The organism is Streptomyces sp. NPDC102270 (assembly GCF_044766405.1).
GTDB lineage: Bacteria > Actinomycetota > Actinomycetes > Streptomycetales > Streptomycetaceae > Streptomyces.
In genome coordinates this window covers 317563-342715 of the sequence record NZ_JBIWLX010000008.1, presented here as the reverse complement: position 1 = coordinate 342715, position 25153 = coordinate 317563, and the positions used below count along the sequence as shown (strand labels likewise).

Annotated in this window: 28 protein-coding genes; 12 read left to right on the top strand and 16 right to left on the bottom strand. The window is 70.7% G+C overall.

The features are described 5' to 3' along the window. The first annotated feature begins 145 nt into the window (after positions 1-145). Positions 146-3967, top strand: coding sequence for a multifunctional oxoglutarate decarboxylase/oxoglutarate dehydrogenase thiamine pyrophosphate-binding subunit/dihydrolipoyllysine-residue succinyltransferase subunit (locus ACIRP7_RS18965; RefSeq protein ID WP_403660383.1), 3822 nt, complete (start codon positions 146-148; stop codon positions 3965-3967). Between the two features lie 87 nt (positions 3968-4054). Next, positions 4055-4234, top strand: coding sequence for a DUF6104 family protein (locus ACIRP7_RS18960; RefSeq protein WP_030049542.1), 180 nt, complete (start codon positions 4055-4057; stop codon positions 4232-4234). A gap of 333 nt (positions 4235-4567) precedes the next feature. Here ACIRP7_RS18960 and ACIRP7_RS18955 read toward each other — a convergent pair whose 3' ends face one another. Together ACIRP7_RS18955 and ACIRP7_RS18950 are read right to left on the bottom strand one after the other, a co-directional pair. After that, positions 4568-4708, bottom strand: coding sequence for a hypothetical protein (locus ACIRP7_RS18955; protein WP_403660380.1), 141 nt, complete (start codon positions 4706-4708; stop codon positions 4568-4570). A gap of 154 nt (positions 4709-4862) precedes the next feature. Further along, on the bottom strand, positions 4863-5708 hold the full coding sequence (locus ACIRP7_RS18950) for a hypothetical protein (RefSeq protein ID WP_403660377.1): 846 nt from the start codon (positions 5706-5708) through the stop codon (positions 4863-4865). A 147-nt stretch (positions 5709-5855) separates the two neighbouring features. Here ACIRP7_RS18950 and ACIRP7_RS18945 point away from each other — a divergent pair, with 147 nt between their 5' ends. Both ACIRP7_RS18945 and ACIRP7_RS18940 read left to right on the top strand, forming a co-directional pair. Continuing rightward, positions 5856-6818: a DUF4097 family beta strand repeat-containing protein gene (locus ACIRP7_RS18945; protein WP_403660693.1), complete on the top strand. Its 963-nt coding sequence runs from the start codon at positions 5856-5858 to the stop codon at positions 6816-6818. Position 6819: 1 nt separating this feature from the next. Continuing rightward, positions 6820-7896 (top strand): helix-turn-helix transcriptional regulator, encoded by a 1077-nt coding sequence (locus ACIRP7_RS18940; protein WP_403660374.1) that lies wholly within the window; start codon positions 6820-6822, stop codon positions 7894-7896. 43 nt (positions 7897-7939) lie between these two features. On the opposite strand, the gene ACIRP7_RS18935 is transcribed toward ACIRP7_RS18940, so the two are convergent. The 4 genes from ACIRP7_RS18935 to ACIRP7_RS18920 form a co-directional block, all read right to left on the bottom strand. After that, a complete protein-coding gene (locus tag ACIRP7_RS18935) occupies positions 7940-8509 on the bottom strand; it encodes a Clp protease N-terminal domain-containing protein (RefSeq protein ID WP_403660371.1) in 570 nt (189 codons plus the stop codon). Further along, entirely contained in the window at positions 8509-8718 is a 210-nt protein-coding gene (locus ACIRP7_RS18930) for a helix-turn-helix domain-containing protein (RefSeq protein ID WP_030038196.1), read from the bottom strand. The genes ACIRP7_RS18935 and ACIRP7_RS18930 overlap by 1 nt, the downstream gene beginning before the upstream one ends. Positions 8719-8799: 81 nt before the next feature. Beyond that, complete coding sequence (locus ACIRP7_RS18925) at positions 8800-9765, bottom strand: zinc-binding dehydrogenase (protein ID WP_403660368.1); 966 nt, start codon at positions 9763-9765, stop codon at positions 8800-8802. A 702-nt stretch (positions 9766-10467) separates the two neighbouring features. After that, positions 10468-11691, bottom strand: coding sequence for an NADP-dependent malic enzyme (locus tag ACIRP7_RS18920; RefSeq protein ID WP_352390204.1), 1224 nt, complete (start codon positions 11689-11691; stop codon positions 10468-10470). A gap of 545 nt (positions 11692-12236) precedes the next feature. On the opposite strand from ACIRP7_RS18920, the gene ACIRP7_RS18915 reads away from it, so the two are divergent. The 3 genes from ACIRP7_RS18915 to ACIRP7_RS18905 are packed head-to-tail and all read left to right on the top strand — an operon-like array spanning position 12237 to position 14928. Continuing rightward, complete coding sequence (locus ACIRP7_RS18915) at positions 12237-13196, top strand: ABC transporter substrate-binding protein (RefSeq protein ID WP_403660365.1); 960 nt, start codon at positions 12237-12239, stop codon at positions 13194-13196. Between the two features lie 30 nt (positions 13197-13226). Then, complete coding sequence (locus ACIRP7_RS18910) at positions 13227-14165, top strand: amino acid ABC transporter permease (RefSeq protein ID WP_403660362.1); 939 nt, start codon at positions 13227-13229, stop codon at positions 14163-14165. Between the two features lies 1 nt (position 14166). Further along, the gene (locus ACIRP7_RS18905) at positions 14167-14928 is read left to right on the top strand and encodes an amino acid ABC transporter ATP-binding protein (protein ID WP_403660359.1); all 762 of its coding nucleotides are present in this window, start codon (positions 14167-14169) and stop codon (positions 14926-14928) included. 98 nt (positions 14929-15026) lie between these two features. Here the strand turns inward: ACIRP7_RS18905 and ACIRP7_RS18900 are convergent, their stop codons facing one another. After that, positions 15027-15785: a class I SAM-dependent methyltransferase gene (locus ACIRP7_RS18900; protein ID WP_403660356.1), complete on the bottom strand. Its 759-nt coding sequence runs from the start codon at positions 15783-15785 to the stop codon at positions 15027-15029. 99 nt (positions 15786-15884) lie between these two features. On the opposite strand from ACIRP7_RS18900, the gene ACIRP7_RS18895 reads away from it, so the two are divergent. Continuing rightward, entirely contained in the window at positions 15885-16514 is a 630-nt protein-coding gene (locus ACIRP7_RS18895) for a CGNR zinc finger domain-containing protein (RefSeq protein ID WP_403660353.1), read from the top strand. Here the strand turns inward: ACIRP7_RS18895 and sodX are convergent. Further along, positions 16418-16855, bottom strand: coding sequence for a nickel-type superoxide dismutase maturation protease (sodX, locus tag ACIRP7_RS18890; RefSeq protein WP_352390381.1), 438 nt, complete (start codon positions 16853-16855; stop codon positions 16418-16420). The two genes, ACIRP7_RS18895 and sodX, sit on opposite strands and share 97 nt — an antisense overlap. Positions 16856-17000: 145 nt before the next feature. On the opposite strand from sodX, the gene sodN reads away from it, so the two are divergent. Continuing rightward, a complete protein-coding gene (gene sodN, locus ACIRP7_RS18885) occupies positions 17001-17396 on the top strand; it encodes a superoxide dismutase, Ni (RefSeq protein ID WP_351729542.1) in 396 nt (131 codons plus the stop codon). A 72-nt stretch (positions 17397-17468) separates the two neighbouring features. Here the strand turns inward: sodN and ACIRP7_RS18880 are convergent, their stop codons facing one another. Then, entirely contained in the window at positions 17469-18272 is an 804-nt protein-coding gene (locus ACIRP7_RS18880; protein WP_403660350.1) for a phosphatidate cytidylyltransferase, read from the bottom strand. Further along, on the bottom strand, positions 18269-20014 hold the full coding sequence (locus tag ACIRP7_RS18875) for an aminotransferase class I/II-fold pyridoxal phosphate-dependent enzyme (protein ID WP_403660347.1): 1746 nt from the start codon (positions 20012-20014) through the stop codon (positions 18269-18271). The genes ACIRP7_RS18880 and ACIRP7_RS18875 overlap by 4 nt, the downstream gene beginning before the upstream one ends. Before the next feature lie 137 nt (positions 20015-20151). Here ACIRP7_RS18875 and ACIRP7_RS18870 point away from each other — a divergent pair, with 137 nt between their 5' ends. The 3 genes from ACIRP7_RS18870 to ACIRP7_RS18860 are packed head-to-tail and all read left to right on the top strand — an operon-like array spanning position 20152 to position 21732. After that, positions 20152-20547: a helix-turn-helix transcriptional regulator gene (locus tag ACIRP7_RS18870; protein ID WP_403660344.1), complete on the top strand. Its 396-nt coding sequence runs from the start codon at positions 20152-20154 to the stop codon at positions 20545-20547. Positions 20548-20556: 9 nt separating this feature from the next. After that, positions 20557-20967, top strand: a complete 411-nt coding sequence (locus ACIRP7_RS18865; RefSeq protein WP_403660341.1) for a VOC family protein — start codon at positions 20557-20559, stop codon at positions 20965-20967. A 15-nt stretch (positions 20968-20982) separates the two neighbouring features. Beyond that, positions 20983-21732, top strand: coding sequence for a VOC family protein (locus tag ACIRP7_RS18860; RefSeq protein ID WP_403660338.1), 750 nt, complete (start codon positions 20983-20985; stop codon positions 21730-21732). Here the strand turns inward: ACIRP7_RS18860 and ACIRP7_RS18855 are convergent. From ACIRP7_RS18855 to ACIRP7_RS18830, 6 genes are all read right to left on the bottom strand, one after another. Then, positions 21719-21949 (bottom strand): hypothetical protein, encoded by a 231-nt coding sequence (locus tag ACIRP7_RS18855; RefSeq protein WP_403660335.1) that lies wholly within the window; start codon positions 21947-21949, stop codon positions 21719-21721. The two genes, ACIRP7_RS18860 and ACIRP7_RS18855, sit on opposite strands and share 14 nt — an antisense overlap. Further along, entirely contained in the window at positions 21946-22269 is a 324-nt protein-coding gene (locus ACIRP7_RS18850) for a DUF952 domain-containing protein (protein WP_403660332.1), read from the bottom strand. The genes ACIRP7_RS18855 and ACIRP7_RS18850 overlap by 4 nt, the downstream gene beginning before the upstream one ends. A gap of 9 nt (positions 22270-22278) precedes the next feature. Then, entirely contained in the window at positions 22279-23484 is a 1206-nt protein-coding gene (locus tag ACIRP7_RS18845; RefSeq protein WP_403660329.1) for an RNA polymerase sigma factor, read from the bottom strand. A 5-nt stretch (positions 23485-23489) separates the two neighbouring features. After that, entirely contained in the window at positions 23490-23903 is a 414-nt protein-coding gene (locus ACIRP7_RS18840; protein WP_403660326.1) for a YciI family protein, read from the bottom strand. A 94-nt stretch (positions 23904-23997) separates the two neighbouring features. Continuing rightward, the gene (locus ACIRP7_RS18835) at positions 23998-24195 is read right to left on the bottom strand and encodes a hypothetical protein (RefSeq protein WP_403660323.1); all 198 of its coding nucleotides are present in this window, start codon (positions 24193-24195) and stop codon (positions 23998-24000) included. Between the two features lie 339 nt (positions 24196-24534). Further along, on the bottom strand, positions 24535-25140 hold the full coding sequence (locus tag ACIRP7_RS18830; protein WP_403660320.1) for a GNAT family N-acetyltransferase: 606 nt from the start codon (positions 25138-25140) through the stop codon (positions 24535-24537). Positions 25141-25153: the final 13 nt, after the last annotated feature.

Below are 25153 nucleotides of genomic sequence, written 5' to 3'. Positions count from 1 at the left end.
CGCCATTTCCACCCGCGAAACACGCTGTTCGATGTGACTTACACGACGATGGACGGGCCCGGCCTGACCTTCGCGGTCTTGGGGGCGTAGCCTTTATTCCCGCTGTCCATCACCTTGTGAGAAGCGGAAGAGGGCGGTTGCCGCCGTGTCGCCACAGTCCCCCAGTAACTCGAGCATCTCGACCGACGCAGACCAAGCGGGCAAGAACCCCGCTGCCGCGTTCGGGCCGAACGAGTGGCTCGTCGACGAGATCTATCAGCAGTACCTCCAGGACCCGAATTCCGTAGACCGTGCCTGGTGGGACTTCTTCGCCGACTACAAGTCGGGGGGTGCCGCCCCGGCTGCGGCGGGTACCGCGGCCGCGGGGGCCGCGGAGACCACCACCGCTCCGGCGCAGGCCGCCCCGGCTCCCAGCGCCCCGGCCCAGGCTGCCGCGCCGGCTCAGGCCGCTGCTCCGGCCGCCAAGCCGGCCGCCGCGGCTCCGGCCCCGGCCAAGGCCGCAGCACCGGCCGCCGCTCCGGCGCAGGCCGCTCCGGCCGCCAAGCCGGCGGCTGCGAAGCCCGCCGCGAAGCCGGCCGCCGAGGCCGCCTCCGCCGAGGGCCCGGAGCTGGTGACGCTGCGCGGCCCCGCCGCCGCGGTCGCGAAGAACATGAACGCCTCCCTGGAGCTGCCCACGGCCACGTCCGTGCGCGCGGTCCCGGTGAAGCTGCTCTTCGACAACCGCATCGTCATCAACAACCACCTCAAGCGCGCCCGGGGCGGGAAGATCTCCTTCACGCACCTGATCGGGTACGCGATGGTGCAGGCCATCAAGGCCATGCCGTCGATGAACTGGCACTACGCGGAGAAGGACGGGAAGCCCACCCTCGTCAAGCCGCCGCACGTCAACTTCGGCCTCGCCATCGACCTGGTGAAGCCCAACGGCGACCGCCAGCTGGTCGTCGCGGGCATCAAGAAGGCCGAGACGCTGAACTTCTTCGAGTTCTGGCAGGCCTACGAGGACATCGTCCGCCGCGCCCGTGACGGCAAGCTGACGATGGACGACTTCACCGGTGTCACGGTCTCCCTGACCAACCCCGGCGGCCTCGGCACGGTCCACTCCGTGCCGCGTCTGATGCCAGGCCAGTCGGTCATCATGGGCGTCGGCTCCATGGACTACCCGGCGGAGTTCCAGGGCACCTCCCAGGACACCCTGAACAAGCTCGGCATCTCGAAGGTCATGACGCTCACGTCGACCTACGACCACCGGGTCATCCAGGGCGCCGCCTCCGGCGAGTTCCTGCGCATCGTCGCGAACTACCTCCTCGGCGAGAACGGCTTCTACGACGAGATCTTCGAGGCCCTGCGCATCCCCTACGAGCCGGTCCGCTGGCTCAAGGACATCGACGCCTCGCACGACGACGACGTCACCAAGGCCGCCCGCGTCTTCGAGCTGATCCACTCCTACCGGGTCCGCGGCCACGTCATGGCCGACACCGACCCGCTGGAGTACCGCCAGCGCAAGCACCCCGACCTCGACATCACCGAGCACGGCCTCACCCTGTGGGACCTGGAGCGGGAGTTCGCGGTCGGCGGCTTCGCCGGCAAGTCCCTGATGAAGCTGCGCGACATCCTCGGCGTGCTGCGCGACTCGTACTGCCGCACCACCGGCGTCGAGTTCATGCACATCCAGGACCCGAAGCAGCGCCGCTGGATCCAGGACCGCATCGAGCGCTCGCACACCAAGCCCGAGCGCGAGGAGCAGCTGCGCATCCTGCGCCGGCTGAACGCCGCGGAGGCCTTCGAGACCTTCCTGCAGACCAAGTACGTCGGCCAGAAGCGTTTCTCCCTGGAGGGCGGCGAGTCCGTCATCCCGCTGCTCGACGCGGTGCTGGACTCGGCCGCCGAGTCCCGCTTGGACGAGGTCGTCATCGGCATGGCCCACCGCGGCCGGCTGAACGTCCTGGCGAACATCGTCGGCAAGTCGTACGCGCAGATCTTCCGCGAGTTCGAGGGCAACCTCGACCCGAAGTCGATGCACGGCTCGGGCGACGTGAAGTACCACCTGGGCGCCGAGGGCACCTTCACCGGCCTGGACGGCGAGCAGATCAAGGTCTCGCTGGCCGCGAACCCCTCCCACCTGGAGACGGTCGACCCGGTCATCGAGGGCATCGTCCGCGCCAAGCAGGACATCATCAACAAGGGCGGCACGGACTTCACCGTCCTGCCGGTCGCCCTGCACGGTGACGCGGCCTTCGCGGGCCAGGGCGTGGTGGCCGAGACGCTGAACATGTCGCAGCTGCGGGGTTACCGCACCGGCGGCACGGTCCACATCGTCATCAACAACCAGGTCGGCTTCACGGCGGCCCCCGAGTCGTCGCGTTCCTCGATGTACGCCACGGACGTGGCCCGCATGATCGAGGCCCCGATCTTCCACGTGAACGGCGACGACCCGGAGGCCGTGGTCCGCGTGGCCCGTCTGGCCTTCGAGTTCCGCCAGGCGTTCAACAAGGACGTGGTGATCGACCTCATCTGCTACCGCCGCCGCGGTCACAACGAGTCGGACAACCCGGCCTTCACCCAGCCGCTGATGTACGACCTGATCGACAAGAAGCGCTCGGTGCGCAAGCTGTACACCGAGTCCCTGATCGGTCGCGGCGACATCACCCTGGAAGAGGCCGAGCAGGCGCTGCAGGACTACCAGGGCCAGCTGGAGAAGGTCTTCACCGAGGTCCGCGAGGCCGTCACGGCCCAGCCGGCCGCCGGTCCCGTCTCCGACCCGCAGGCCGAGTTCCCGGTCGCCGTGAACACCGCGATCTCCTCGGAGACCGTGAAGCGGATCGCCGAGTCCCAGGTCAACATCCCCGACACCTTCAACGTCCACCCGCGTCTGCTGCCGCAGCTGCAGCGCCGGGCGTCGATGGTCGAGGACGGCACGATCGACTGGGGCATGGGCGAGACGCTGGCCGTCGGCTCCCTGCTCCTGGAGGGCACGCCGGTCCGGCTGTCCGGCCAGGACTCGCAGCGCGGCACCTTCGGGCAGCGGCACGCGGTCCTCATCGACCGTGAGACGGGCGAGGAGCACACCCCGCTCCAGTACCTCAACGAGGACCAGGCCCGCTACAACGTCTACAACTCCCTGCTGTCCGAGTACGCGGTCATGGGCTTCGAGTACGGCTACTCGCTGGCCCGCCCCGACGCGCTCGTGCTGTGGGAGGCGCAGTTCGGCGACTTCGTCAACGGCGCGCAGACGATCGTCGACGAGTACATCTCGGCGGCCGAGCAGAAGTGGGGCCAGACGTCCGGCGTCACCCTGCTCCTCCCCCACGGTTACGAGGGCCAGGGCCCGGACCACTCGTCCGCGCGCGTGGAGCGCTTCCTCCAGCTCTGCGCCCAGAACAACATGACGGTCGCGATGCCGACCCTGCCGTCGAACTACTTCCACCTCCTGCGGTGGCAGGTGCACAACCCGCACCACAAGCCGCTGGTGGTCTTCACCCCGAAGTCGATGCTGCGCCTGAAGGCCGCCGCGTCGAAGACGGAGGAGTTCACGACGGGTCAGTTCCGCCCGGTCATCGGCGACACGTCCGTGGACGCCGCCGCGGTCCGCAAGGTCGTCTTCGTGGCGGGCAAGCTGTACTACGACCTGGAGGCCGAGCGTCAGAAGCGCGGCATCTCGGACACGGCGATCATCCGCATCGAGCGCCTGTACCCGCTGCCGGGTGCCGAGCTCCAGGCGGAGATCGCCAAGTACCCGAACGCCGAGAAGTACCTGTGGGCCCAGGAGGAGCCGGCGAACCAGGGCGCGTGGCCCTTCATCGCCCTCAACCTGATCGACCACCTGGACCTTGCGGTCGGCGCGGAGGTTCCGCACGGCGAGCGGCTGCGGCGGATCTCCCGCCCGCACAGCTCGTCCCCGGCGGTCGGTTCCGCCAAGCGGCACCAGGCGGAGCAGGAGCAGCTGGTGCGCGAGGTGTTCGACGCGTAACCCCTTCTCGGGGCAGTACGTGACCGGGCCGCATCCCTCTCCCGAGGGGTGCGGCCCGGCCGTTTCGGCACACTTATCCTTGACGGCATGTACTTCACGGACCGTGGCATCGAGGAACTGGAGAAGCGGCGCGGTGAGGAGGAGGTCACCTTCGAGTGGCTCGCCGAGCAACTGCGAACCTTCGTCGACCTCAATCCCGACTTCGAGGTACCGGTGGAACGACTGGCCACGTGGCTGGCCCGCCTGGACGACGAGGACGACGACTAGCCCGTACGGCGTGCCGGCCGCGGGGCCCCTCTGAGGCGCCCCGGTTTTGGTGCTGGCGGTCCGGTGTGGGGGTCAGTTGCGGGGGTCGTCGCGGGGGTGTGTCAGGTCGTACGACACCCCGAACGCAACGTGCCCGGGAGGCGGACCGGGGCGAGTCGTCGTGCCGGTGAGCGAGCGCGGAGGTCATTAGCGCGGGTGCGTCAGGTCGTACGCCCCCCCGAGCGCACCGTGTGCCGGCAACAGCGTCCCCGCCGCCAGCCAGCCGCCGCCGCGGTGCCAACGTAAGCCCCAGGCGACCAGCCGGGGGCGGGCCGCCGCGATCCAGCGTCGGCGTCAGTCGCGCGGGTGCGTCAGCTCGTACGACACCCCGAACGCACCCTGCGCCAACAGCAGCGTCCCCGCCGCCAGCCAGCCGCCGCCGAGGCGCCGTACGCCCCAAGCGACCAACGGAAGCCGGCCGGCGCGATCCAGCATCGGCGTCAGTCGCGCGGGTGCGTCAAGTCGTACGACACCCCAGCGCACCCTGCACCGGCAGCAGCCCCGCCGCCACTGCGGTGCCGTAGGTCCCAGGCAACCAACGGGAGACGGGTCCAGGGCGAGTTGTCGTGCCGGCGATCAGGCCCGGGGGTCAGTCGCGGGGATGCGACAGGTCGTACAAGACCCCGAGCGCACCGTGCGCCAGCAGCAGCGTCCCCGCCGCCAGCCAGCCGCCACTGCGGTGCCGTAGGCCCCAGGCGGCCAGTGGGAGGCCTGCTGCCAGCTGGGCCAGGGCTAGGGCGCGGGCCTTTGGGTCGCCTGACCAGGGGAGCCAGGGCGTGAGGCGGCGGCCGGCGGCCACTTGGAGTTCGTCGCGGACCGTTTCCCTCCGGTTCTCCCACTCGATCGGGACGGCGTCCGGCCGGTCCCGGACCACCTCGCGGAGGCGGTCGGCCGATTCGCCGGGAGCGAGGCCTGCGGGGAGGCTGAGGCCCACGCGCGTGAGGACGGCGAGCAGGCCACGCAGGCGGGCGCGGGCGTCCGAGGCGGGGTCCGGTTGCGCGAGGCGGTCGAGGGACTGGACGTCCAGGACCGGGTCCAGGCCGAGACGGGCCGCGAAGGTACGCATGGCCTCGTCCTCGCCGACCGGGGTGCCGTTGGTGAGCCAGATGTAGCCAACGGGGCGGCGGAAGCCGGAGGCGAGGGTGTAGCCGCCGCGCTCGGCGTCCCACCACAGCGCGAGGACGGCCCAGGGAGCGCCGACGGCCAGGGCGGTGGCCCAGCCGGTCATGACACGGTCGACCGGCTCCTCCCCGCGCAGCCACGGCCCGCCTTCCGGCACGAGGACGCTCCACCCCTGCCCCGCGCACGTGAGCAGCATCCGCTCGCGCAGCAGCCGGGCGACGGGAGCGACGGAATCCGGCTCGGCCCGGCACAGCAGCAGAGCGCCGGGGGCGGGATCGGTGCGACCGGCACGGGAGGAGGCTTCCGTCGACATGATCACACGCTAGGGCGATTCACTCCGATTGGTCATATTTACACCCTCTTGCATCCCCAGAACGAGTGTCTTGACTTTCGACGTCCACGATATATCGTGAATTGCAGGAGACGCGATATGGCGCGTTGGTACGGGGAGGTCTGCACCATGCCCGAGTGGTCCGTCACGGAGCCCAGGAAGCTCACCTTCGACGAGCCCGTACGCGAACTCCACGTACGCACCGTCAACGGAACGGTGAACGTGGTGGGCACGGACGAAGGTTCCGCACGCCTGGAGGTGTCCGAGATCGAGGGACCTCCTCTCGTCGTCACGCAAGAGGGCGGCACCCTCACGGTGGCCTACGAGGACCTGCCCTGGAAGGGCTTCCTCAAGTGGCTCGACCGCAAGGGCTGGCGGCGCAGCGCGGTCGTCTCGCTGGCCGTGCCGGCCGACACCCGCGTCGAGGTGGGAGTGGTCAGCGCCGCCGCCGTCGTGTCCGGGCTGCGCGGCCCGTCGGTGGTGAAGGGGGTCAACGGCGACACCACCCTCGTGGGACTGTCGGGCCCCGTCCGCGCCGACACCGTCTCGGGGAATCTGGAGGCTCAGGCCGTCACCGGCGACCTGCGCTTCAACTCGGTCTCCGGTGATCTCACCGTCGTGGAGGGCTCCGGCCCCTCCGTGCGGGCCGACTCGGTCAGCGGCTCGATGATCGTCGACCTCGACCCGGAGGGCCCCACCGACGTCCGGCTGACCAGTGTCTCGGGTGAGATCGCCATCCGGCTCCCCCAGCCCGCGGACGCGGAGGTGGAGGCCAACACCGCGAGCGGGACGATCTCCAACGCCTTCGACGGCCTGCGCGTGCAAGGCCAGTGGGGCGCCCACAAGGTCACGGGCCGCCTCGGCGCCGGCACCGGCAAGCTCCGCGCGACCACCGTCTCCGGCTCCATCGCCCTCCTGCGCCGCCCACCCCGGGAGGACGAGGAGGAGCCATGGGAGACGCAGGCTCCGGTGACGGACTCTCCTGCGGACGGCATACAGAGCGACTCGGGGGACAATTCCGTTTCCGGCCCGGACGGCGACTCCTCACCCGGCGCCCCGGCCGACGGCACGACCGACAAGAAGGTGCTCTGACATGCCCCCCGTCTTCGCCCACGGCCGCCTCCGCCTCTACCTGCTGAAGCTCCTGGACGAGGCCCCCCGCCACGGCTACGAGGTGATCCGGCTCCTGGAGGAGCGCTTCCAGGGCCTGTACGCCCCCTCGGCGGGCACCGTCTACCCCCGGCTGGCCAAGCTGGAGACGGAGGGCCTGGTCACCCACACCACCGAGGGCGGCCGCAAGGTGTACGCCATCACGGACGCGGGCCGCGCCGAGCTGGCCGACCGCAGCGGTGAACTGGCCGACCTGGAACTGGAGATCCGCGAGTCGGTCGCCGAGCTCGCCGCCGAGATCCGCGCCGATGTGCGGGGCGCGGCGGGTGATCTGCGCCGCGAGGTACGGGCGGCCGCCACCGAGGCCCGCCGGGGCGGTGGCACCAAGGCGGGCACCGGCGAACACGAGGGCCCCTTCGGGGACTTCACGGAGTACACCGACCACGAGGCGTGGCGCGCCGCCAAGGAGGAGATGCGCCGCGTCAAGCAGGAGTGGAAGGAGCAGGCCCGGCGCGCCAAGGACGAGAGCCGCCGCGCCCGCGAGGAGGCCCAGCGGGCCCGCCGCCAGGCCAAGGAGGCCCAGGACCGGGCCCGGGAGCAGGCGCAGGAGGAGGTGCAGCGCATCGCCCGGCGCGTGCAGGAGCAGGTGCAGGACCACTTCGCGCGCGGCGACTGGCCGACCGGGGTGCGCGAGGGCCTGACCGAACTGGCCAAGGAGTTCGGCGAGTTCGGGAAGGACTACGGCAAGGAGTTCGGGAAGGACTTCGGCTTCGGCCGGGGCCGCGCGCGGTCCGAGAAGGCCGAGGGGACACCGTCCGGCCCCGAGTACTCGCACACCCCGGAGGACTTCCCCGCCGAGTACGAGCCCTCCTGGGCCCACGATGACTCCACCGGGGACCCTGCCCGCGATCTGGACCGCCTCCTCGACCGCTTCCGCGACGACATCCGCGACGCGGCCCGCGACCACGGCATCACGGCCGACCAGTTCCACGACGCCCGCCGCCACCTGTCGACGGCGGCGGCCCACATCGGGGCACTGCTGCGGGCACCGAAGGCGTGAACCGGCCGGGCGCCGCCGTCTCCGACGTCGGCGCCCGCGGCGCTCAGCCGGCCTTCGCCTCTCCCTCGCCGTAGAGGACGCGCACGACCGACTCGTAGGTCACCCCGTGATCGGCGAGCACTTCCCCCGGCACCCCCGGCCGTACCGTCAGCGCCAACAGAATGTGCTCGTCGCCGATATGCCGGTCCCGCCGGGCCACGGCGATACGGAGCGCCTTCTCCAGGATCTCCTTGGCGCTCCGACCGAAGGAATGTCGCCCGGACCGCCACCCCTTGCCCTTCCGGTCGCCGGACATCGCCCCAACCCCGTGGACCTCCTCCACACGGGCGACGATCTCCGAGACGTGGATGCCGAGCCCGGCCAGTGCCTCGGCGTCCGCCTGGGAGAGCCCGGCCCGCCGCCGCGCCTCGCCCAGCGCCTCCCGTACGGCGTCCCCGCGCTCGGCGAGCCCGAGAGCGGCCAGGGCGAAGGAGCCGCGACTGCCCTCCCGGTCCAGCAGGGCGAGCAGCAGATGCCCGTCGTCCACGGCCCCTGCCCCTGCCCCTGCCCCTTCGGCATGTTCGACCGCGCCCTCGACCACTGCCCGGGCATCCTTCGTGAACCGCTCGAACATCAATGCCTCCCGTACTTCTTGTGCACGGCCTGCCTGCTCACTCCGAGTTCCGCGGCGATCTCCTGCCACGACCAGCCCTGATGGCGCGCACTGCGCACCTGCACCGCCTCCAGCTGCTCCAGCAGCCTGCGCAGCGCGGCGACGGCACGCAGTCCGACCCGGGGATCGCGGTCACCGGCACGCTCGGCGAGATCCGTTGCTTCGGTCATGACGTCAACTATGGTTGACACACCTCGGCATGTCAACCACAGTTGACAACCTCGGCGAACGGACTCGGCGAACGGAAGGGGTCAGCCGTTGGTGAGCACGACCTTCCCGAACTGCTCACCGGACTCGACCCGCTGGAATCCCTCACGGGCGCGGTCCATGGGCAGCACCTCGTCGATGACGGGCCGCACACCGGTGGCCGCGCAGAACGCCAGCAGGTCCTCCAGCTCGTCCTTGGTCCCCATGGTCGAGCCCACGACCTTGAGCTCCAGGAAGAAGATCCGGGTCAGTTCGGCGTGCGAGGGGCGGTCGCCGCTCGTGGCACCGGAGATGACGATCGTGCCCCCCGGCTTCAGAGACTTGACCGAGTGCGACCACGTGGCCGCGCCCACGGTCTCGATGACGGCATCGACCCGTTCCGGCAGCCGGGCACCCGACTCCACGGCCTCCAGGGCGCCGAGCTCCACCGCACGCTTGCGCCTGGCCTCGTCCCGGCTGGTGGCGAACACCCGCAGTCCCGCCGCCTTCCCCAGCACGATCGCGGCCGTGGCGACACCGCCTCCCGCGCCCTGCACGAGCACGGAGTCACCGGGCCGTACCCCGGCATTCGTGAACAGCATCCGGTACGCCGTCAGCCAGGCCGTGGGCAGACAGGCGGCCTCCGCGAAGGACAGCTCCTTCGGCTTGGGCAGAACGTTCCAGGTCGGCACGGCCACCTGCTCGGCGAACGTCCCCTGGTAGCGCTCGGTGAGGATGGACCGCGGCTCCTTGGGGCCGACCCCGTGCCCGCTCTGCCCGATGACGGAGTGCAGGACGACCTCGTTGCCGTCCTCGTCGACACCGGCGGCGTCACAGCCGAGGATCATCGGAAGCTTGTCCTCTGCGAGGCCTACGCCGCGCAGGGACCAGAGGTCATGGTGATTGAGGGAAGCGGCCTTGACATCGACGACGCTCCAACCCGGCCGGGCCTGGGGGGCCGGACGCTCCCCCAACTCCAGTCCCGAGAGCGGGTTGTCGCGGTCGATTCGGGCGGCATAGACAGCGAACATGACCTTGACGATAGGGTCCGCCGACGACACGGGGAACAGGAACACGTTGTGACACATGCCCTGTTGCGGAACGGGGCGCGTATGGGTGTGCCGGGTCAGGTTGTCGGGCGGGTGCGGATGAGTTGTGGCTGGTCGCGCAGTTCCCCGCGGTGCCGCTGCGCTCGGCTTGAGCGGGGCGCCTATCGGGGTGCCGGGTCAGGTTCTCGGGCGGCTACCGGCCGGTGGGGGCTGGTCGCGCAGTTCCCCGCGCCCCTAGGGGGTTGCAGTCACCTGCGCCAGGACGGAACCGTTCGCCACCTCCCGCACTACGACGGACCGTTTGACGGACCGCGCGCCACGACGGGCCGTTGGCCGCGTACGGCGGGAAGGGGACGGGGTGGGGGGTGTCCGCCCGCAGCGGCCGGCGTCCGTCACCGAGCACAGCTGAAGCAGCCGAGCCGCCGGACCGAGGACGGACACCCCCCACCCCGGCACCGACCCCCAACACACCTGCACGCGCTACCCAAGCCCCCACCGGAGCCGCACAGGCCGCCGCAGGCATCAGGGGCGCGGGGAACTGCGCACAACGCCCGCCCCCACCGAACCCGCAGACGAAACCGAACCCGCTGGCCCAATCAGCCCCACCCCACGCCAAAGAAACGGCCCCGCCCGGAATCAACCCGGACGGGGCCACCTCACGCAAAGCGCACGCCAAAAAACACCTCAGCGCCGAGCAACACCCTCCGCCCGCGCCGCCGCCGCAACCGCCGCCGTGACCGCCGGTGCCACCCGCTCGTCGAACGGGGACGGGATCACATAGTCCGCCGCCAGATCGTCACCGACGACCGCCGCCAACGCCTCGGCCGCCGCGATCTTCATGCCCTCGGTGATTCGCGAGGCCCGCACCTGCAGCGCCCCCGCGAAGATCCCCGGAAACGCCAGCACGTTGTTGATCTGGTTCGGGAAGTCCGACCGCCCGGTCGCCACCACGGCCGCGTACTTGTGCGCGACCTCGGGGTGCACCTCCGGATCCGGGTTGGCCATGGCGAAGACGAAGGCACCGGAGGCCATGGAGGCCACGGCCGCTTCCGCCACCGTCCCGCCGGACACGCCGATGAAGACGTCCGCGCCCGCCAGCGCGTCCTCCAGCGACCCGGACAGGCCCGCCTTGTTCGTGAACCCGGCAAGCTCCCGCTTCACGGACGTGAGGTCGTCCCGGTCGGCGGACACGACACCCTTGCGGTCGGCGACGGCCACGTCCCCGATGCCCGCCTCGACGAGCATCTTGGCGATGGCCACGCCCGCCGCGCCCGCACCGGAGATCACCGCACGAAGATCTCCGATCGACCGCCCGCTCAGCCGCGCCGCGTTCCGCAGCGCCGCCAGCGTCACCACGGCCGTACCGTGCTGGTCGTCGTGGAAGACGGGAATGTCGAGCCGCTCCTGCAGCCGCCGCTCGATCTCGAAGCAGCGGGGAGCCGAGATGTCCTCGAGGTTCACGCCGCCGAAGGACGGCGCGAGACGGACCACGGTCTCGATGATCTCGTCGACGTCGGTGCAGGCCAGCGCGAGCGGAACCGCGTCCACCCCGCCGAACTGCTTGAACAGGATCGCCTTGCCCTCCATCACCGGGAGGGAGGCTTCGGGCCCGATGTCACCGAGCCCCAGCACGGCCGTACCGTCCGTCACGACGGCGACGACCGACGACTTCCACGTGTAGTCGTGGACGAGGTCCGGCTGCTCGGCGATGGCGCTGCACACCTTCGCCACGCCGGGCGTGTACGCGAGGGACAGGTCGTCCTTGTCACGGATCGGCACGGTGGCCTGCACAGCCATTTTGCCGCCGCGGTGCAGCGCGAACGCGGGGTCGAAGGAATCGAGGGGCTCCGCCCCTCCGTCCTGTCCCGTATCGCTGTCGCTGCGAGGATTGACGATCTCCGCTGCCACTTTGTCTTACCCCTTAGGTCTTCTGGTCTGAGGGTGGCCACTCCTGGTTGAGAAGTGGGCGGGCACCGCGTACGGCCCTGGTCACTGATGCGTACGGGCCGGTACGCGACGGGCGCGCCGCACACGCGCCCTGAGCCCCGGATGAGGGGTGTAAAGAACCTTCTTACCGGACGACCGGCGTGGAGGACGAGTCCAATACGTCCAAGGTCACATGCCGGAACGGAAAATCGATCATCGATCACCGCAGAGCCGCTCGGGCGACCGCGCACACCGAAGATCTTCCGGCCGGAATGCCAGATTCCCGCAGATGGTCCGGTCGCGATGTACGGACATAGGGCGGTTCGGGGGTCACCCGTTATCCGATTTTGACATGACCGGCGCCCTGAATGGTCCAGTCCGAATGGCAAGATGCCGTCATCACACGAGGTCGCGGCACTCGAAGGCGTGTGCTCTCGTCGACCTGAGGAATGAAGGCAGCGCTGCCGAACCGATCGGCAGCCGCCCCGCCCATCGGCAACTCCACCCATCCGCCGGAGGAACCCACCATGACCGCAAGCTCCACCCGTCGTACGACCGTCGCGCGCACCAGGACAGCCGCGGTAGGTGCGATCGCGGTCGCTGGCGCCCTGATTCTCACCGGCTGCGGTGACCAGACGGACAGCGGCGGCAGCAGCAACGAGTCGGCGTCGTCCAGCAAGGCCCCGCTGTTCGACAAGCTGCCCGCGAAGATTCAGAAGGCCGGTGTCATCAAGGTCGGCACCAACGCCGAGTACGCCCCCATGGAGTACCAGGAGGGCGGCAAGATCGTCGGCGTCGACCCCGACATCGCCGCCGCGCTGGGCAAGCAGCTGGGCGTGGAGTTCCAGTTCACCTCGGGCTCCTTCGACGGCCTGATCAGCTCCCTGAACTCTGGGCGCTACGACGTGGCCATGTCCTCCATCACGGACACCAAGGCGCGCCAGGAGGGTCTGGACGACAAGGGCAAGAAGCTCGGCCCGGGTGTCGACTTCGTCGACTACTTCACGGCCGGCACCGCCATCTACGTCCAGAAGGGCAACCCGAAGAAGATCGGCTCGATCGATGACCTCTGCGGTCAGAAGGTCGCCGTGCAGCACGGCACGACCTACGAGCAGGCCCTGCAGAAGCAGTCCACGACCTGCACGAAGGCCGGCAAGAAGAAGCTCGACATCGAGGCCTTCGACAACGACACCGAGGCCCAGACCCGCGTGAAGTCGGGCGGCGCCGTCGCGGGCGTCAACGACTACCCGGTCGCCGTGGACATCGCGCGCAAGGCCGACGGCGGCAACGCCTTCGAGGTCGTCGGCGAGCAGGTCGACGCCGGTCCCTTCGGCATCGCCGTGAACAAGGAGAACAAGGAGCTCACGAGCGCCCTGGAGGCGGCCGTGAACGCCATCATCCAGGACGGCACGTACAAGAAGGTCCTGGACAAGTGGGGCGCCCAGACCGGCGCCGTCGACAAGGCCGCGGTCAACGGCGGCAAGTGACGGACCCCGTACCACTGAAGGGCAGTCACGGTGACTGACAAGATCGACAAGGGGCCGGCGGACACACCGCCCCGGACCTCCCCCGCCCCCGAGACCATCAAGGCCATCCCGGTCCGCCACTACGGCCGCTACGTCAGCGCGGTCATCGTGCTGGCGCTGGTGGCCCTGCTGGTCAACGCGTTCGCCACCGCCGAGAAGATCCAGTGGAGCGCGGTCGGCGACAAGCTGTTCGACTCCACGGTCCTCGCCGGTGCCGGCCGCACCCTGCTGATCAGCATCCTGGCGATGATCGTGGGCGTGGTCCTCGGCGTCGTGCTGGCCGTGATGCGGCTCTCCAAGAACCCGGTGACCAGCTGGGTGGCCTGGGCCTACATCTGGTTCTTCCGCGGGACCCCGGTCTACGTCCAGCTCCTCCTCTGGTTCAACCTGGCGTTGATCTTCCCGATGCTGAATCTCGGTCCGATCTACAAGGACGAGATGACGGACGTGATGACCCCGTTCATGTGCGCCCTGCTGGGCCTCGGCCTCAACGAGGCCGCGTACATGGCGGAGATCTGCCGCGCCGGTCTGATGGCCGTCGACGAGGGCCAGACGGAGGCCGCGCACGCGCTCGGCATGAGCCACGGCAAGACCCTGCGCCGGATCGTGATCCCGCAGGCGATGCGGGTGATCGTGCCGCCGACCGGCAACGAGTTCATCAACATGCTGAAGACCTCGTCGCTGGTGTACGCGGTGACGTACAACGAACTGCTGCGCGCCACCTCGACGATCGGTTCGACCTCGTACGCCGTGATGGAGATGCTGTTCGTGGCGTCCATCTGGTACCTGGTCATGACCAGCGTGTTCAGCGTCTTCCAGTACTACCTGGAGCGCCGTTTCGCCCGCGGTTCGTCCCGGAGCCTGCCGCCGACACCGTGGCAGAAGATCAGGGTCAACCTGATGGCCTTCAGTCGCGAAAGGGGCGTGTGACATGACCGCCATGGTGAAGGCCGAGGGCGTCCACAAGTCCTTCGGCCTGGTGCAGGTCCTCAAGGGCATCGACCTGGAGGTGAAGACCGGCGAGGTCTTCTGCCTCATCGGCCCCTCGGGCTCCGGCAAGTCGACCTTCCTCAGGTGCATCAACCACCTGGAGAAGGTCAACGCCGGCCGGCTCTACGTCGATGGCGAGCTGGTCGGCTACCGCGAGAAGGGCGACAAGCTGTACGAGCTCAAGGACAGCGAGGTCGCCCTGCAGCGCCGGGACATCGGCATGGTGTTCCAGCGGTTCAACCTGTTCCCGCACATGACGGCCGTCGAGAACGTCATGGAGGCGCCGGTCCAGGTCAAGGGCATCAGCCGGGCCCAGGCCCGGGAGCGTGCGCGGGAGCTGCTGGAGAAGGTGGGTCTGGCCGACAAGGCAGGCTCCTACCCCGCCCAGCTCTCCGGCGGCCAGCAGCAGCGGGTGGCGATCGCCCGGGCGCTGGCGATGGACCCGAAGCTGATGCTCTTCGACGAGCCGACCTCGGCCCTGGACCCGGAGCTGGTCGGTGACGTCCTCGACGTCATGCGCGACCTCGCCGAGTCCGGCATGACGATGGTCGTCGTCACCCACGAGATGGGCTTCGCCCGCGAGGTCGGCGACAGCCTGGTCTTCATGGACGGCGGCGTGGTCGTCGAGTCCGGCGACCCCCGCGAGGTCCTGACGAACCCTCAGCACGAGCGCACCCAGGCGTTCTTGTCGAAGGTCCTCTAGCGGCCTCTGCGGCCTATGGCGGTCTCCAGCGGTACGACGTCGAAAGGGGCGGTACGGGAATCCCGTACCGCCCCTTTCGCATGGGCGCGCGCGGGCGCCTACTTGAGCGCCAGCAGCAGCGTGTCCGAGGGCGAGCACCACACCGGCCGGGCCTCCCCGAAGCCCTTCTCGCGCAGCACGCGTGCGTGCCACGCCGCGGACGGCGTGTCCCCGTCGGCGTGCTCGCCGTAGATCTCGAAGCGGCGCGCCGTCGGTCCGGCGAGGACGGGGTCCTCGCCGGCGACCTGCCACCACTCGGCCCAGTCGAGGGCGCCGTCGCGCTTGGCCCGGTCCATGTGCGCGTGGCGTTGCGCGCGTTCGGCCGCGTTGATGCGGGGTGTGGTCTCGTCGATCATGTGGTCGGCGTTCATGAAGACACCGCCGTCCCGGACGAGTCCGGCGATCTGCCCGTAGAGGGCCGCGAGGGGTTCGCTGTGCAGCCAGTGCAGGGCCGTGGCGGTCAGGACGGCGTCGTAGGAGTCGTACGGCAGCTTCGACGGCCAGTCGGGGTCCTTGAGGTCGGCCGTCACGAGGGTCACCCGCTCGTCGTCCGCGAACGTGCCCGCGGCGATGGTGAGGAGCGCCGGGTCGAGGTCGAGGCCGGTGCTGGTGGCCTCCGGGAACCGGGCGAGCAGCCTGGCCGTGATACTTCCCGTGCCGCACGCGAGGTCGAGCACGCGTGGCCGTGGTCCGACGAGGGCCTCGACCATGTCGAGCATGACCCGGAACCGCTCCTCGCGGTCCGGCATGTACCACTCCTGCTGCCGGTCCCAGCTCTCCTGCCAGGCCTGCCAGTCGGTGCCGACACCAGTCGTCATGGGAGCCCCCTGTCCGCTCACTGTCGTAATACCCTGGAAGCACGATCAGCTGTTACCCGACCGTGCCACGACGATAGAACGCCTCCGTAAGGACTACAAGTGGAACTGGCCTATTACTCGGACTACGCCGTGCGTCTGGTCAACAGCGAGGACCCGGCCCGCGGCAAGGACGCCCTGACCTCGGTGGAGGCCGTCCGCGACCTGTTCGGCGGCAACGGCACGGGCGCCCGCCGGGCCACCGATGCCGACGTCACCCGGTTCCGTTCGGTGCGGGCCCGGCTGCGGTCGGTCTTCGAGGCGGCGGACCAGGGCGACGAGACGCTCGCGGTGGACCTGCTGAACTCGCTCCTGCTGGAGTTCCCGGTGAGCCCGCAGATCTCCGGGCACGACTTCCGCGACGACGACGGCCGCCCGCTGTGGCACATGCACCTGGCGGACCACCCGTCCAACGCCACCGCCGGGTACGCGGCGATCGCGGCGATGGGCCTGGCGTTCCACCTCACCGAGTACGGCGTGGACCGGCTCGGCCTGTGCGAGGCCGCGCCCTGCCGCAACGCCTACCTCGACACCTCGACGAACCGCTCCCGGCGCTACTGCTCCGACCGCTGCGCCACCCGCGCCAACGTGGCCGCCTACCGGGCCCGCAAACGCCTGGAGGCCGACCGGTCGGGGAAGACGGGCCGTACGGCGGACAGCGCCCAGCGCGCGGCGGCCAGCGGCGAGCGCTGACCCGGCTTGAGGGGCCGGTAACGCAACCGGGCCTTCCCCAGGACGAGTTCCTCCGGGACGACGCCGTAGTCCGTGCTGTCGCCGCCCGCGAACGCGTTGTCACCGAGCACCCACCAGCCGCCCTCGCGCCGCTCGACGGCCCGCTTGACGACGAGCAGGTCCTGCTGGAACGGATGCCGCAGGACCACGATGTCGCCGGGGACGATCCTGGCCCCCCAGTGCACGACCAGCTGGTCGCCGTGCTGGAGCGTGGGCACCATCGACGGCCCGGTCACCTCGGCCACCCCCACGAAGGGCAGCAACGACCTCTCCCGCTCGGTCTCCTGCGACAGCTCCGGCATCCCCGGCACCTCCCCGGTACGTTCATCCACCAGTCTCAGTCTGACCCCGGACTTTTGTCCTAAGCCCATGGGGGCACCCGCGAATTCGGCTCTCTCAGGGAGTAATGTCGCACCTGAGAAGACGATCACGAGGAAGGAATGCTCCATGCTTTCCCGCCTGTTTGCCCCCAAGGTCAAGGTCAGCGCACACTGCGACCTGCCCTGCGGTGTGTACGACCCGGCCCAGGCCCGCATCGAGGCGGAGTCGGTGAAGGCCGTGCAGGAGAAGATGGCCGCCAACGACGACCCGCACTTCCAGTCGCGTGCCACGGTCATCAAGGAGCAGCGCGCCGAGCTCGCGAAGCACCACGTTTCCGTGCTCTGGAGCGACTACTTCAAGCCCCCGCACTTCGAGAAGTACCCGGAGCTGCACCAGCTGGTCAACGACACCCTCAAGGCCCTCTCGGCCGCCAAGGCGTCGACCGACCCGGCCACCGGTCAGAAGGCTCTGGACTACATCGCCCAGATCGACAAGATCTTCTGGGAGACCAAGAAGGCCTGACTCCCGGGTCTGCGAACGTGTGGAAGGGCTCGGCCGGCTGATACCGGCCGAGCCCTTCTGCGATACGGCACGTCAGCTCAGGACGAGCAGCACGGCCAAGGCGACGAGCAGGGAGTCGATGCGGTCCAGCAGGCCGCCGGAGCCGGGCAGCCAGTGACCGGCGTCCTTGACCCGCGCACCTCTCTTGACCATGGATTCCAGCAGGTCACCGGCGGGTCCGCCGATCACCACCGCGGCCGCTGTGGGCCCGCTCAGTGCGGACAGCACGGCGAGCACGCCGAGACCGGCGGCGGCCCCGGCCAGGGTCCCGCTCCACCGCTTGGCCGGCGACAGCGGCGACAACCGCGGCCCGCCCAGCCGTCGCCCGGCGAAGTACGCCGTGATGTCGGCGACCGAGACCGCCACGAACAACGCCAGCCCGCTCGCCCCGAGCGGCACCAGCGCGGCGAGCACGCTCAGCCAGGCCAGCCCGAGCAGCCCGGCGGAGAGCCGGCGCAGACCGTGGTCGGCGTCGCCGCTCACCAACGGCACCGCGGCCACCGCCAGGGCCGCGACCGCCAACGCCCGCAGCACCTCTCCGGGCGCCAGCCAGACGGTCAGCACCACGCCCGCCACCGCCGCGGCCAGCACCGCACGGTCCACCCGGCCCAGCTGCATCAGCCCGCCGAACTCCAGCACCGCGATCACCCCGACCACGACGGCGACGGCCGCGATACCCGGCTCGCCCCACCAGAACGCCCCGGTGACCAGCGGCACCCCGACCGCCCAGGCGCACCACCGGACCATCAGCTCGCGGCGCCGGGACGCGGCCACCGCGACACCGGCAAGGGCCAGCGCCCCACCCAGGCAGGGCGCCAGCGAGGCGACGGTGATCATCGACCGGAGCTCGTGGCGAGAGCCGGCCGCAGCACGTCCAGGGCGGCCCGGCACGCGGCCACGATGCGCGCGTTCTCGTCGGTGTCGCGGACCGCGATGCGCACGGTGCGCCCCTCGTAGCACGGCGACAAGGGGGACAGGTCGCGCAGGTACACGCCGTGGCGGCGGCACTCGTCCACCAGTTGCGCGGCACTCGGTCCGCCGGGCGGCAGGGTGACCGAGAGGAAGTTCGCCACGGACTCCTCGACCGTCACGTCCGGCGCCGCCCCGGCCAGGTCCGCGGCCAGTCCCCGGCGCAGGGCGTGCGTGGCGAGCCAGCGGTCGCGGTAGTACTCCGGGTCGCGCAGCGCCGCCACGGCGGCCAGCTGGGCCGGGAGACCGACGGGCCAGGGCGGGGTCCAGCGGCGCAGTTCCGCCGCCGTGGCCGGTTCGGCCACCGCGTACGCGGCCCGCACGCCGGACAACGCGTACATCTTCGACAGCGAGGTGCAGACGGTCACCCGCGGGTCCGTCGCGGCGAGGCCGGCGAGTGACTCGTCCAGGCCGACGTAGCCCAGGTACGCCTCGTCGATCCACCAGTGCGTTCGGTCCGGCGCGGCCTCGATCAGTGAGCGCAGCGCGGACGCCGGCGCGTGCCGCCCGGTCGGGTTGTTCGGGTTGACGACCACCACGAGGTCGTAGCGGCCGGAGTGGACGGCCGCGGACAGCCGGTCCGGATCGATCCGCCAGCCCTCCTCACGGCGCAGCGGGAACCGGTCCACCCGGCATCCGATCACCCGCTCCGTGACATGCGCGTACTCGCCGTAGCAGGGGTCGGTCAGCAGCACCCGGCTCTCCGGCGTCAGCCGGTGGCCGAACGCCCGGAAGATCAGGTCGGACGAACCGGCGCCCACCGCCAGCGCGTCCGGCGGCAGTCGACGGGCCGCGGCGATCTCCGCCGACAGGCCCTCGGCGCCGGACGGCGGCGAGGTACGGGCGATCCAGTCCGGGTCGTCCGCGAGGGCCGCCCGCACTCCGGGGGCCGGCGGGAACCAGGCGTCCAGCACATCGGCCATGACGATGTCGTGACGCCGCTGCAGGGTACGGAAGTCCGCGCCGATGGCGGTGAACGAGGCACCGCCGTGCTCGCAGCCGTCCGGCCCGGGCGCGAACGGCATGTCCAGCCGCCAGTCCACCACGGACCGCAATCGCTCCAGCGCGCTGCCGTACCGCTCCCGCGCCCGCCTCGTCAGCTCGGGCACACCGCCGGTCAGCACCTCGAACGTCACCGCCCCGCTGCGGACCGTACGGCCGACCGGGCGCAGGCCGACGGCCCGGTACATGTCGAGCACCTCGGTACGCCCCATCGCGAGCACCCGGCGCCCGCCGCGGGAGGCGATCCAGCGCAGCGCCGCGTACATCAGCAGGGGCGCCGCCGAGGTGGTGCGCCAGCGCGGCTCGACGGTGAGGATGCGCACCTCGAACACGTCGTGGCCGGCCAGAGTCGGCAGTTCCTCGCGGGTCAGGTACTTGTCCAGTCCGAACCGGCCCAGCCAGGGAGGGGTCACGCTGACGAAGCCGATGCGGGTCGTTCCGCGCGCCGCGACGAGGTAGACGTTGTCGCCGTCGAGACCGTCGCTCAGCCGCCCCGCCGGATCCGGCGCGTGCTGACCCAACTCCTCGGCGTACACCCGGTGGCGCAGCTCGTGGATCCAGTCGAGATCCTCCGACGTGGCTGAGCGCAGTTGCAGGTCGCGAACCATGGGCACCTCTTTCGACGCGGCTGGCTCGCATCATCGAAAACCCGCGCCGCCCCCGCCAGAGCCCGGCGCCGCTACCCGCCTGAGTACGGGTACTCAGGCGCGGTCCCTCCTTCTGTGCGTCGTGCGATGCTGGCGTGATGGTGAGCATCGAGGATCTGGTGCGGCTGCGGCAGGCGCGGGACCGGATGGACCGTGAGTACACCGAGCCGCTCGACGTGACCGCGCTCGCCCGCACCGCGCTGATGTCACCGGGCCACTTCCAGCGCAGCTTCCGCGCGGAGTTCGGTGAGACGCCGTACGGCTATCTCATGACCCGGCGCATCGAGCGCGCGAAGGCGCTGCTGCGACGGGGCGACCTGTCCGTCACCGAGGTCTGCATGGCCGTGGGGTGTACCTCCCTCGGCTCCTTCAGCTCGCGCTTCACGGAGCTGGTGGGGGAGACGCCGAGCGCCTATCGCGCCCGCTCCCACGAGGAGGTCGCCGGGATCCCGCCATGTGTGGTCCGCAGGCACACCCGGCCCCGGCGGGCCTAACGTGAATCCATGGACATCACACTCAAGAACTGCTTCATCGCCGTCGACGACCACGACAAGGCGATCGCGTTCTACCGGGACGTCCTCGGCCTGGAGGTGCGGGGCGACGTCGGGTACGAGGGCATGCGCTGGGTGACGGTCGGCTCGTCGCTCCAGCCGGACGTGGACATCGTCCTGGAGCCGCCCGCCGCGGATCCGGACGCGTCGCCCGCGGACAAGGAGGCGATGGCACGGCTGCTGGCCAAGGGGTTGCTGCGGGGCGTCAACTTCACCACCACCGACTGTGACGCGTTGTTCGCCCGGGTACGGGAGTCGGGCGCGGAGGTGATCCAGGAACCGACGGACATGCCGTACGGGGTGCGGGACTGTGCGTTCAGGGATCCGGCGGGGAACATGCTGCGGTTCATGGAGGCGCGCTGACCTACGATCGCCGACATGAGCCAACCCATCCTGTGGACCCACGCCTTCATCGACCGGCCGTTTGAGCAGTTCGGCCCGGCTTGCGAGTTCTGGGCAGCGGTCACGAACACCCGGTTGTCCGAACTCAGGGGTGAACGGCGGGAGTTCGTGACCCTGCTGCCGGAGGACGCCGAGGCCTGTGTGAAGGTGCAGGGTGTGGTCTCGGGCGAGGGTGGCTCACACCTGGACTTCGCCGTGGAGAACGTGCCGGGCTTCGTCGAATCGGCGCTCCGCCTTGGGGCAGGGCTCGTCACCGAGCATGCGCACTGGGCGGTGCTGCGCTCGCCCGCGGGGCAGTTGTTCTGCATCGGGCCTTGGGGGAACGGCGATTTCGTCCGCCCGCCGGTGGTCCACGGCACCCGTCTCGACCAGGTGTGCCTGGACACCCCGCCCTCCCTCCACGACGCCGAAGTCGCCTTCTGGGCCGCCCTGTTGCCCGACTGGGAGTCGGTGTCCGGCTCGCTCCCCGAGTTCCATGTGCTCAAGCCGCCGGCCGGCCTCCCGGTCCGTATCCTCCTCCAGCGCCTCGACGAGGAGCGTCCCGCCGCCGCCCATCTGGACCTGGCCTGCGCGGACATCGGGGCGACGCGGGCGGAACACGAGCGCCTGGGCGCCGAGTTCGTCGCCGAGGGCAGGCACTGGACGGTGATGAGGGACCCGGCAGGCGGCACCTACTGCCTGACGGGCCGGGACCCGGAGACCGGCGGGCTGCCTAGCGGGTCCTGAGGAAGCAGAGGGTCCGGCCCTGCGCGTCGGGCGTGGAGCGGGAGCACGCCGTCTCCCACCCTTGCGGAAGCGAGGGGGTGGGACTCGCTTCCTGCCATACGTACGGCCCCGTCGGCTCCGTCGAGTCCCGCAGCCAGAGCGTGAGCCCGCCCGCGACGACCACGAGAGCCGCCCACACCAGCAGGGCCCAGCGCCAACAGCGACGGCGACCGCTCACCCCCACGGCTCCACGTCGACGACCGCGTCCACCGGGATCGGCCCGTAGACGTGCGGGAACTCCTCGGCGCCGGGCTCGGGGGCCTCGTACTTCAGCGGTACGTCGAGCCGGGCGGGGTCGATGACGAGGAGCACGAGATCGGGCACACCGGCGAAGAACCGCGCGGCCGTGGCCGGAAGCTGCTCGCGCGTCGAGCAGTGGATGAACCCCTCCTCCTGGAGGGTGCGACCGCGCGTGGAGATCTCGTACGTGCCCCGGGCCCGGGCCTCCTCCCAGAGGGAGCGTTCGGTCAGGTGCACGATGGGGTTCGTTGGGGACATGCCGTCACGTTAAGGCCTCAGCCGGGCCGCCCGCCCCTGCAAGTAGCGCTGCTCGGGCAGGCTCAGGGTCTTCGCCGCCGCCGACTCGTACGCGGCACGCGCCGCCTCGTGCGAACCGGCCCGCTCCAGCAGATGCGCGCGCACCGCGTCCAGCCGGTGCCCCAACTCGTCGTGGAGGCGTTCGAGTTCCGCGAGCCCCGCCTCCGGGCCGCGCACCATCGCGACCGCGACGGCCCGGTTCAGCCGCTCCACGGGCCCCGGCACGAGCCGTACGAGAACGTCGTAGAGCCCCAGGATCTCCCGCCAGTCGGTCGCCTCCGGCGAGGGCGCCTCGTCGTGTACGGCGGCGATGGCCGCGCGGATCTGGTAGGGCCCGGCACGGCGGCGGGCCAGCGCCCGGGTGACCAGCGCGACGCCCTTCTCGATCGCGGCCTTGTCCCAGCGGGTGCGGTCCTGTTCGTCGAGGGGGACCAGGTCGCCGTCCGGGCCGGTGCGGGCCTCGCGGCGGGCGTCGGTGAGGAGCATCAGGGCGAGCAGGCCGGCGATCTCGCAGTCCCCGGGGAGGAGCCGGTGGACCGTGCGGGTCAGGCGGATCGCCTCGCCGGCGAGGTCGCGCCGCTGCAGGGCCGGTCCGGAGGTCGCCGTATGGCCCTCGTTGAAGATCAGGTAGAGGGTGTGCAGGACGGCGGGCAGCCGTTCCTCCCAGTGGTCGGGCCGCCCGAAGCCGACGCCCCGCACCTTCTGCTTGGCCCGGCTGATCCGCTGGGCCATGGTCGCCTCGGGGACGAGATACGCCCGGGCGATCTCCGCCGTGGTCAGACCGCCGACCGCGCGCAGGGTGAGCGCGATCTGCGCGGCGGGGGTGAGCTGCGGATGGCAGCAAAGGAACAGCAGGGACAAGGTGTCGTCCGCGCGCGGCGCCCGGTCCGTGACGGCCGTGCCGCGCACGCTGAGCGCCGCGAGCCGCTCCTCCCGGGCCCGCCGCGCCTCCTCCGCGCGCAGGGTGTCGGTCAGCCGCCGCGAGGCCACCTTGATGAGCCACCCGCGCGGATTGCCCGGCACCCCCGAGGCCGGCCACTGCCCGGCCGCGGCTAGCAGTGCCTCCTGTACGGCGTCCTCGGCGGCGTCGAAATGGCCGTACCGCCTGACCAGCGCGCCGAGGACCTGCGGCGCGTGCAGGCGCAGCAGATCCTCGGTCTCGCTCGTCGGCCGCACGGTCCTCAGATGTCCCCGGCGCCGTCCAGGATGGGCCGGATCACCACCGGGTACTCGGGGGCGCCGGCGGGCTGGGGGCACTGGGCGATGCGCTCGGCGATCTCCGTGACGCGCTCCAGGCTCTCGCACTCCAGGACCCAGTAGCCGCACAGCAGCTCCTTGGTCTCGCTGTAGGGCCCGTCGGTGATCACGGCCTTGCCGTCCGCGCCCCGGCTGACGTGCCTGACCTTCGCGGGCTCGGCGAGGCCCTGGGCGTCGAGCATCTCGCCGGTCTCGGACAGGTCGTCGTTGATGGCGCTCATGAAGGCGTACATCGTCTGGATCTCCTGCTCGCTCCAGACCGGGGAGTGCTCGGAGCCCTTGCCGCGCATGGCCTCGTATTCGGCCTGTGTTCCCTGCACCATGACCAGGTACTTCATGATTCCGCTCCTTCGGCTTCGGTCGGCCCGGCCACCCGATGGTGGCGGCTCTCACCGGGGACGTCGGAGCCGGGGACGGATTCTCGACACGGGTTCAGGAACTTTTTCCCGCGGGTGCGCCGCCGTGGTCCTCGTCGGACTCGGCGGCCCGTTCGGCGCTCGCCTCGCACTCGGCGTTGTGGCACGGGCCGCCCGTCCACACGGGGACCCACGCACCGAGCGTCTTGTGACGCCGTACGACTGTCTCGACCGGCTGTCCGCAAACGGGACAGACGCGTTCGTCGCTGCCCATGCCTTCAGGGTAGGACGAGGGGGGCGCCGGTGCCTGCCACTGTCGGCCTCTGTGTCTTTCGGCTGGGGGCCGGGCGGGGTGCGGGGCCGGGGACGGGGACCGGGGACCGGAATGAGGGGACCGGGGAGCTGCCCGGTCGTTCCGATGACCCGGTCAGGGCGCGCGGGGAGCAGCCCAGGCATCCCGGCATCCCGGCTCCCGGCAAGAGGGCGCGGAGAACTGCCCGCCATCCCGCCGCCCCGGCCAGAGGGCGCTGGGGCCGCATTGGATCTGCGGCTACCACCGCGTGGGCGCGATCGGCGCTCACGCGGCCTCAGCCCCTGGAAGCCTCCTCCCGCACTACCGTGAAGCGCGCGGTTCGCGCCACATCGGCCACATCCGGGGTCCGTCAGGCAGCTCGAGCGGCCGCTCCACCAGCTCGAACCCGAGCCGCTCGTACAACCCGCGGCTCCGCGCACTGCTCGCCTCCAGGTACGCCGGCAGCCCCTCCCGGTCACACCGCTCCAGAACCGACCCGATGAGCGCGGTCCCGAGCCCCTCCCCCTGCCGTCCGGGAGCCACGCCGATCATCCACAGGTACTCATGGGCCCGCCCGGACGGATGCACCTCGGCCGTGAGCCGCCCGATCAGCTCGATGCGCTCGTTGTCCGGGTCGAGAGCCTCCCGCAGCGCGGCGAACTCGTCCTCGCCGTCATGCTCGTCACCCCCGTCCGCCGGGACGGGCAGCCACAACGCGCACGCGCTCCCGTCCTCCGTGACCTCCACCCGCCCCTCCGCCAACACGATGTCCACGAACGCGGCCATCAACCGGGGATGCGTCGCACGGCGGTCTTGCTCCTCCGGAAAGATCCACCCGCTGACCGGATCGTCCTGGAAAGCCGAGTCCAGCAGCCACGTCACCCGTTCGCGCTCGCTTCCGTCGGCCGTCCGTATCGCCACGCCCATGGCCCACCCCTTC